General features: G+C 53.7%; 11 protein-coding genes. All 11 read left to right on the forward strand.

Annotated features, from left to right (window positions below):
- The first annotated feature begins 89 nt into the window (after positions 1-89).
- The 11 genes from A3SI_RS11390 (at position 90) to A3SI_RS11420 (ending at position 7,332) form a co-directional block, all read left to right on the forward strand.
- Positions 90-458 (forward strand): hypothetical protein, encoded by a 369-nt coding sequence (locus tag A3SI_RS11390; protein ID WP_009055996.1) that lies wholly within the window; start codon positions 90-92, stop codon positions 456-458.
- Complete coding sequence (locus A3SI_RS11395; protein ID WP_050977510.1) at positions 455-2,071, forward strand: PspC domain-containing protein; 1,617 nt, start codon at positions 455-457, stop codon at positions 2,069-2,071. Before A3SI_RS11390 ends, A3SI_RS11395 begins: the two co-directional genes overlap by 4 nt.
- Positions 1,989-2,366, forward strand: coding sequence for a hypothetical protein (locus A3SI_RS17580; RefSeq protein ID WP_156810281.1), 378 nt, complete (start codon positions 1,989-1,991; stop codon positions 2,364-2,366). Before A3SI_RS11395 ends, A3SI_RS17580 begins: the two co-directional genes overlap by 83 nt.
- Positions 2,367-2,473: 107 nt before the next feature.
- The gene (locus A3SI_RS22740; protein WP_316929176.1) at positions 2,474-2,701 is read left to right on the forward strand and encodes an MBL fold metallo-hydrolase; all 228 of its coding nucleotides are present in this window, start codon (positions 2,474-2,476) and stop codon (positions 2,699-2,701) included.
- Entirely contained in the window at positions 2,641-3,138 is a 498-nt protein-coding gene (locus A3SI_RS22745) for an MBL fold metallo-hydrolase (RefSeq protein ID WP_316929178.1), read from the forward strand. Before A3SI_RS22740 ends, A3SI_RS22745 begins: the two co-directional genes overlap by 61 nt.
- A gap of 81 nt (positions 3,139-3,219) precedes the next feature.
- Positions 3,220-3,873: an MBL fold metallo-hydrolase RNA specificity domain-containing protein gene (locus A3SI_RS22750; RefSeq protein WP_316929177.1), complete on the forward strand. Its 654-nt coding sequence runs from the start codon at positions 3,220-3,222 to the stop codon at positions 3,871-3,873.
- Between the two features lie 82 nt (positions 3,874-3,955).
- A complete protein-coding gene (locus A3SI_RS11405) occupies positions 3,956-4,540 on the forward strand; it encodes an RNA polymerase sigma factor (protein ID WP_009055997.1) in 585 nt (194 codons plus the stop codon).
- A gap of 69 nt (positions 4,541-4,609) precedes the next feature.
- Entirely contained in the window at positions 4,610-5,341 is a 732-nt protein-coding gene (locus A3SI_RS11410; RefSeq protein WP_009055999.1) for a hypothetical protein, read from the forward strand.
- A gap of 7 nt (positions 5,342-5,348) precedes the next feature.
- Positions 5,349-6,023, forward strand: coding sequence for a hypothetical protein (locus A3SI_RS11415; protein ID WP_156810282.1), 675 nt, complete (start codon positions 5,349-5,351; stop codon positions 6,021-6,023).
- Positions 5,996-6,373, forward strand: a complete 378-nt coding sequence (locus tag A3SI_RS17585) for a hypothetical protein (protein WP_156810283.1) — start codon at positions 5,996-5,998, stop codon at positions 6,371-6,373. The genes A3SI_RS11415 and A3SI_RS17585 overlap by 28 nt, the downstream gene beginning before the upstream one ends.
- Positions 6,374-6,429: 56 nt before the next feature.
- Positions 6,430-7,332 carry a DUF4097 family beta strand repeat-containing protein gene (locus tag A3SI_RS11420; protein WP_040670773.1) on the forward strand — a complete coding sequence of 301 codons (903 nt, stop codon included), beginning with the start codon at positions 6,430-6,432 and terminating at the stop codon, positions 7,330-7,332.
- Positions 7,333-8,130: the final 798 nt, after the last annotated feature.

Raw genomic sequence — 8,130 nt, forward strand, 5'->3', positions numbered from 1 at the left:
CCGGCAGGAAAGCCTCAGCACCTCGGCAGCAGCCACAGGTCGGGGCTTTTGGTACACTTTTTCCCTTACACCTCCCAAATGAAGCAAGTATGCATCGAATACCTACCCCCTTACTCCCCTGCCACTGGCACTGGATCGCCAGCAGCACCCTGGAACTGCTCGAAAAAGGAGCTTTGGCGCAGGCCCAACTCCTAGCCATCTTCGAAAAAGCACCCCTCCCCATCAAGGAAGGCGGATACCTGCTCCTGCTCCACCGTCTGGAAAAAGGACAGTACCTCGAACGACGCCCCGCCGCGGTGGTGTCCGCTACCCTCAGCGCGAAAGAAAGGGAGGAATTTCCGGCAGAAACACGCTATTTTATCAGCGAAAAAGGGAAAAACGCCCTAAAAAGAGTAACATTGCAGCGGCAGCTGCTCCAAGCATTCCTTCAGCCATACCTAAGCTCCGATCAGCCATGAAGAAAACGATCAGCATCAATATCTCCGGTATCCTCTTCCACATCGAAGAAGATGCCTACAGCCAGCTCAAGCGCTACCTAGAGAATATCCAGCGCCACTTTAGCAGCTACCCCGACGGCAGCACGGTCATTCAGGACATCGAAACGCGCATCGCAGAAATCTTTCTGTCGAAGTTGAAAAACAACAAACAAGTCATCACGGCAGAGGATGTGCGCCTCCTGATCGAAAAAATGGGAAACATCGCCGATTTCCAAAGCGTGGAGCGCCTACATGAAACGGAGGACCTCGGCCTCGGTGCAGACAGCGAAAAGGAAGCACCGAAAAACGCCGAGGACTACCGCTACGTGACCCCCGACCCGAAAGACCAGAAGGGCTATAAAAAACTCAGCCGCCTCCACCATGGAAAAGTCATCGCAGGTGTCTGCGCCGGCATCGCCCATTATGTGAAAATGGACCCCCTCTGGGTGCGGCTCATAGCGATTTTGCTGCTCTTCAGTGGCCGCATCACCTTCCTGAATGTAGACTCCTTCACCGGCTGGGGCTGGCCAAATGTTCATGTGTATTTTGGAAATTTCGGGCTGCTGGCCTACATCATCCTCTGGGTGCTACTGCCGGTGAGCTACGAGCTTCCCGAGGATAAAACCATAAAAAAACTCTATCGAGATCCTGACGACAAGGTCATCGGCGGGGTGGCAGGCGGTCTGGCAGCCTACTTCCAGCTTGATGTTATGATCGTGCGCGTAGGCTTTCTGCTCCTCGCCTTCGTAGGAGGTACCGGCGTAGTGCTCTACCTCATCCTATGGATCATCACGCCCAGTGCCGCCAGCATCACCGACCGAATCCGCATGAAGGGGGAAGCTGTGACGCTGACTAAAATCGACGATACGCTGAAGCAAAACTTAGGTGCTCAGCCCGCACAGCAGCAGCCAAGCAGCCCGCTTCTGCAGCCATTTCGCTGGCTGGGAAGGGGCCTACAGGCGCTCGGACAGGCATTAGGACCCCTGGGACTCGTGCTGGTTCTCATCCTACGCATCTTTCTGGGACTCGTCCTCATGCTGGTAGGCATCGCCCTGATCTTCGCCTCCTTCGCCCTTATCATCTCTTACTTTGGCCTGCAAGGCCCCTGGTCCGAAGGAGTCCTCTACGACTGGCCTATCCGCGAAATTAACGACATGCTGAACCCTATTAGCCATCAGCCTGATGCTAGCGGTCTTTATTCCGGGCCTGGCCATCTTCCTAGCGGGGGTGAGCGTCCTGATCCGAAAAAGCATCATAAATGGCAAGCTGGCCTGATGCTCTTTGGGCTTTGGCTGCTGAGCGTACTCCTTTCGGGCCTGAATATCGGCTTTATCGCCAAGGACTACCGCCAGCAGGCTACCGTGGAAGAAACGTTTCGCTACACGGCTGAGGCAGTGCCCAGTCTTTCGGTTTCAGGGGGAAGAAAGGCGCGAACGGGCCTTCGGCCAAAGGGACCGCGTCACCCTCAGCCTCCTCCCCCGACCAGAAATTACCGAGCCCGAGCTGCGACTGGTGAAGCGCTCTTCTGGCCCGGATCGGGAGCGTGCGCGGCAGGCCGCAAAAGCCCTTCCCTACGCCCCCCTGCTGGCAGATAGTGTGTGGACCTTTCCTACGCACTTTGAACAGCAAAACCCCCTCCGGCAGGAGCAGCTGCGCCTCGAACTGCAGCTGCCCCATGAGCGCCCCTTCCGCATGGACCGCAGCATGAGCCGCGCCCTCCGCCAAACCCTCTATGCGAATGGCTACCGCCTACGGGACCTGCAAGCAGAAAATGTCTGGGTCTTCAACCGGGAGGGCTTGCTCTGCCTAAACTGCCCCGAAAGCCATAAAAACAGCCCCGCCGACTCACTTTCGCGGCAGCGGCACGAAAAGGCCTATTTTATGCGCTAAAGGCGTAGACTTTCTGGACGAAAAGCTGTAATTTTCAACTAATTCGGGCTTTTTCTGCTCCTGCTGGGCGGAAAAAGCCTTTTCTCACTGCAAATAACTAAACCGCTATGGATGTAAAAGTAAAGTTTTTAGGAGGTGCAGGGGGCACCGTCACAGGTTCTAAGTTTCTTTTAGAAGTAGATAATTTCCGCATCTTAGTGGACTGCGGCCTTTTTCAGGGACTGAAAGAACTGCGCCAGCGCAACTGGGCCTCCTTCCCCGTGGCCCGAAAAGCATCGACTGCGTACTCCTCACCCATGCGCATATCGACCACAGCGGCTACCTCCCACGCCTAGTGCGCGAGGGCTTTCGAGGCCCTGTGTACTGCACCTCAGCCACCGCCGAGCTGACCCGAATACTGCTTTTAGATTCAGCTAAGCTTCAAGAGGAGGAGGCTGCCTACGCCCAGAAAAAGGGCTATTCCAAGCATGAAAAGCCCGAACCTCTTTACCGCGTGGAGGACGTAGAAAAAACGCTGCCCCTGCTGCAGCCCTACCCCTTCCAGCAGGCAGTGGACATTGGCCCTGGGGCCAAAATCACCTTCTATCAGGCGGGCCATATCCTAGGTGCCGCTAGCATTAAGCTAGTCGTTCGAGGGGAACAGCAAGAGAAGAAAATTGTCTTTTCGGGCGATTTAGGGCGCTTTCATGATCCGGTGCTCTATCCTCCAGCATGGTGCCTTCGCAGACATCCTGTTTTTAGAGGCCACGTATGGCAATCGCCGCGCCCCTGAGACTGGGCCAGAGGAAGCCTTAGCCGCTGCCATCCGGCGTACCTACCGAGCAGGTGGGGTAGCATCCTCCCTTCCTTTGCGGTGGGCCGCACCCAGTTACTCCTTTACTACCTCTTCCGCCTGCAGCAGCAAGGTCGCATTCCGGACATTCCCATCTACGTGGACAGCCCCATGGCCATCGATGTCACCCGGCTCTATAAATCCTTCGGGGAGCAGCATCGCCTCGGCGCCATGATCGAGGAAGATAATTGCAATCCCTTTCGGCATAAGCGCCTCCACTATGTCAGCAGCCAGGAGGGTTCTATCGGCCTAAATCAGCTGCGAGGCGATGCTATCATCGTGTCAGCCAGCGGGATGGCTTCAGGAGGGCGTGTGCTCCATCACTTGTACCACCGCCTACCCCAGCCGCAGGATGCCGTGATTTTCGTGGGCCATCAGGCGCAGGGGACACGCGGGAGGCGCCTGGTGGATGGAGAGGAATCGGTGCGCATGTATGGCATCGATGTGCCGGTGCGGGCTAAAATTTACCAGATAGAGGGCCTCTCCGCCCATGCCGATCAGCGGGAACTGCTGCAGTGGGCAGCGGGATTTGTGAGTAAGCCGAAGCGCTGTTTTCTCGTACATGGAGAGCAGGAGGCGCTGGAAACCCTGCGTGCGCAACTGGAAACGGAGTTAGGCTGGCAGGCACAGCTCCCCGCCTACCTGGAAAGTGTGGCGCTCTTCGAGGGGCTTTGAAAATTTTTTTTAACGTTTTTTAAACCCCCATGCAACCCTTTCGCTTCTGACTGCATCTACCTTATAAACACGAACCGCTCACATGTTTTTTAGAAAGGATTATAGCGACGAGACTTTTTTAGTCAAGCAGTGCCTGAAGGGGGATGCCCAAGCACAGCGCTACCTGTATGAGAAACATGCCCCGCGTTTTTTGAGCATCTGCCAGCGCTATCTGCGGCAGGAGGCTGCGGCAGAAGACGCCCTGATGGAAGGGTTCACCCGAATCTTCGCTCGGCTGGCTGACTTTAAGGGAGCAGGCAGCTTCGAGGGGTGGATGCGGAAGATCATCGTGAATGCCGCTTTGATGCAGCTGCGGAAGGAACGCCAGCTGCTGCTCGAAGTGCTTCCCGAGGATACCGAAGCCATCGACCCCGCAGGAGCCCTCCCCACTCCTGATCTAAGCGAACTGGCCTGCGCGGATATCCTTCGCCTGATCGACAGCCTACCGGTAGGCTATCGAACCGTATTTAACCTATACGCGATCGAAGGCTATAGCCACGCGGAAATCAGTACCCTGCTGGGCATCTCCACGGGAACCAGCAAGTCACAGTTGAACCGCGCACGCACCTGGCTGCAGCAGAAAGTGCGCGCTCAAGAACAACCTTTAAAACAACGTGCTCATGGATAAGCGACACGAATGGGAAAATGCCTGGCGGCAAAAGTTATCCGAAGCCACACACCATCCAAGCCCTGAACTTTGGGAGCGGCTGGAGGCAGGACTGCCTACAGCACAAAAAAACAGCAAAAGGAGCCTCCCGCTTTATCGAATGGTGGCCGCTGGGCTTTTGATCCTGCTGGCTGGGGCGACCTGGATGCTGGTAGGACCCTCTGGAAGGGGCTTTTGCCGCAGGCAGAGGAAGGCCAAGCGCTCGCCACTCGGACGGCTGCGGATGAGGCCGGGGGCCAAAAGGCACTTCTCCCTCCTCCCCTCATCCAACCAGCGCCTGATAGTTCGGAAGATCCTGCTACACAGGCGCAAGCAGCAGCGGCAGTCCCTTCGGCTCAAGACCTGAAGGTCGCTGAAAGGGAAGTGGCGGAAAAGGAGCCTCAGCGTACGGCGAGCCCGTCTATTCGTACCGAGGTAGTGCGTCCTTCGCAGCCGCTACCCGTATCAGCTCCCAAGCGCACACTTCCGGAGCAAGAAATGTTTCGCGTTGATTTAAACGGTTCTCTGGTAGCAGACAGCAAGGCGGGGAATGGATTAGGCGGCAGGATGGCGGAGACTCGTTCAGAAAAACGTTCCGGCTTTCGCTTAATCGAAGAAGAAATGGATGGGGATGTTCGGGTATTACGCATCCCTGGCATCGGGGAGCGTATCCAGCAGGCCATCGCCCAAGCAGAACCACGGCCGCGGCCGCTAGGACTGCGCAGTCTCCAAGAAGCGAAAAACGAGTTTTTGGAGGGATTATTTGAAAAAAACATGGAATAACATCGTCATGAAAAAAACAGGATACTTCATTCTATTGGCCTTTTGGCTGGTGATGCAGGCAGTAGAAGCCCGCGCGCACACCTTCGAAGCAGCAGCAGCAGCTGATTCGGTAATCATTCAGTACCGCAACAGTGGCCGAGTGGCTGTGGCCATCCCGGAGGAAACCGATCGGGAGGCGCTGAAAAACATGTCTATAAATGAGCTCTTTCGCGCTTTAAACTTAGATGAAAAAAGCCTCAGCGATTTAGACAATGTCAATTTTACCCCAGCAGAAGGCGGTGAAGCGCCTATGTTCGGGGTAAAGGAAACTCCCGGCGTAACAGAGGTCCGTGTAGGCGGCATCGTGGTCACTGTAGATGAGACCAAGGGCAATACGCAAGTCAATGTGGTCCGCCGACGCCATCGAGAGCCAGCATTTCGCACCTACTTCCACGTTGATTTCGGCATCAATTCCTTCCTCGACGAAGACGGTGGATTCGTCTCCAGCCAGGAGGACTTCTCGACGCGCGGATGGGGAAGTTGGAACTTAGGCCTAAACTGGTGGGCTTCTCAGCGGCTTGTACGAGGCCTGAATCTGAACGCCTCCCTCGGGGCCCAGCTGATGCGCTTTAACTTTGACAGCCGGAACACGCAGGTCGTACGCGGCCTGATGGGGTGGAGTTCATTCAACGCACGGACGTGAATGCCCTGCGCAGCAGACTCTTCGCCTCCTATCTGACGGCTCAGACACTGGTGGAGCTGGATTTCGGGCGCATGCTCTATGGACAGTCTGGCTTGGCAGTAGCCCTAGGCCCCTATGCAGGATACCGTTTGGGCGGCAGCTCTACCTTCGTCTCCCGCCCCTTCGACGGGGGCTCGCGTAACCGAGACCGTGTGCGTGATGGCCTTTCCCTAAATAATTTCCGCTACGGTATCCGCGGCGAGGTGGACATCAAGTATTTCCGCATCTATGTGATGTATGACTTAAATCCCCTATTTGAAAGCGGAGTAGACCCCGTAATTACACCCATAAGCTTTGGAATTGTCCTTTAAAATCGCGAACTATGAGAACGATAAATTATTTGAGTATCTTTTTAGCTTGTTGTTTCATGACCCTTTTTAACGCAGCACTACAAGCACAGACGCCCATTATTGACGTAAAGCGTCAGTTTACGGGCATCCACACACTGGAAATCGAAAGCGCCTGGCTGGAGGTCAGCTATGAAGGCGTTGCGGGACAGGAAACGCTGGAGGCACATGCCTTCTTGAAAGGTAATTTCCAAGATGTAGACATTGTGTTCGTGGAAGTGGAGGGCGTCTTAAAGGTAGCCTATCGGCAAAAATCTGGTCGCACCACGGTAATCAATAGCCGAGATCAGGGATTTATTCGCATGAAAGGTCCTGAGAAGCTGGAAATGCGCTTGACCTCAGGGTCTGGTAAGGTACAGGTGAGCGGCATATCGGGAAAAGCATTTCAAGCGGAGATCGGCTCCGGAAATTTTAGAGCAGAGAAAATCCATGTGCAAACGCTGGAGCTCGTCGGACGCTCCGGTAACTTAGAGCTAAGCGACACTCGGGGGGACTTATCGGGTAAAGTTTCCAGCGGCAGCTTGCGTCTCAATCGCCACACAGGAGATGCTGATCTTCAGGCCTCTAGCGGCAACTTGCGCGGTACGGAAATCAATGGCGTTTTAGAACTTAGTTTGAGCTCTGGCTCTGCTAACTTCTCCAATGTGGATAAGCTGCAAGCAGCCAAAGTAAGCTCCGGCCTGATGACATTCTCCGATACGGGCTTGCTGCCTTCTACTACACTTTCATCTAGTTCAGGAAATATCCGCATCCAGACGAACGATGATCTGCGCGCCTACCGCTACGACTTAAAAGCCGGTAGCGGACGTATCCGCATAGGCGACCTGTACAGCGGCTCCTCTATTCGCGTCTCGCCGCAGGAAGAAGGGGAAGCATTTATTAGTGCTACCGTGTCTTCTGGACTTATTCAGGTGGTCAACTAAGCGAAATACACTTTTGGGGCCTGGTGAAGGACCCTTCGGATCCACTTTCCTATACGCCTGGCTGAGAGTCAGCTTTTTCCTGAAATCGACATTGGAACACCTTAAATCAAAAAAAATATTTTTAATAGCTTTTGCTGACTTTCGTTTAAAAACAGTTTTTTTAGCCTCTCTCCTGTTGACTAGAGTTAGATTTCTACAGTGTAAACTATACGTTCAAATAACTACGTATTCGATTTAAAATTGGCCTCTGTACTTGAGCTGTTCAGAAGGCAGTTGCTTGAAAAAATCTTTATGCTTGCTTCCCTGTACGCGATCACCAACATCACCTAACCGCCTAACATATAACGATGCGGACTTCGTTTCTAGCACTTCAGTCAGTTCTTCTCCGATAACGACGGATCCCTCCGCAGACTCAGTAGGCTTTGCTATAAAAATCTTCACTGCCTAGTGTTTCAGGAAGCCTGGTGCCTGAATGTCCTAGGGCCTACCGTCGGCTGTTCGTACAGAAAAAGCCTACCTTTAATTAAAACTAACCCATTCCCGTTAAAGCTCCTAGTAAAATTCTTTATCTCTTCTTCCCATTCCGCAAGTCTACAAAACCTAACGTCTATAAAAAATATGGGATTCGTCGAGCGGATATGGATTGTCGAAGTCAGGTTTTTTTATTCCAAAGTGTCTGCTGGAGACTGAAGAAAGGTCGGGGGTGTTGGTCCAAAATTGGTTTTTTAGGTTCAATATTTTTCTACAGTGCGAGACATTGCTTAGTGCATTTGTATTTTTATTATTTTGTTTTTTTAC

It is taken from the genome of Nitritalea halalkaliphila LW7 (genome assembly GCF_000265075.1).
Taxonomy (GTDB): Bacteria; Bacteroidota; Bacteroidia; order Cytophagales; family Cyclobacteriaceae; genus Nitritalea; species Nitritalea halalkaliphila.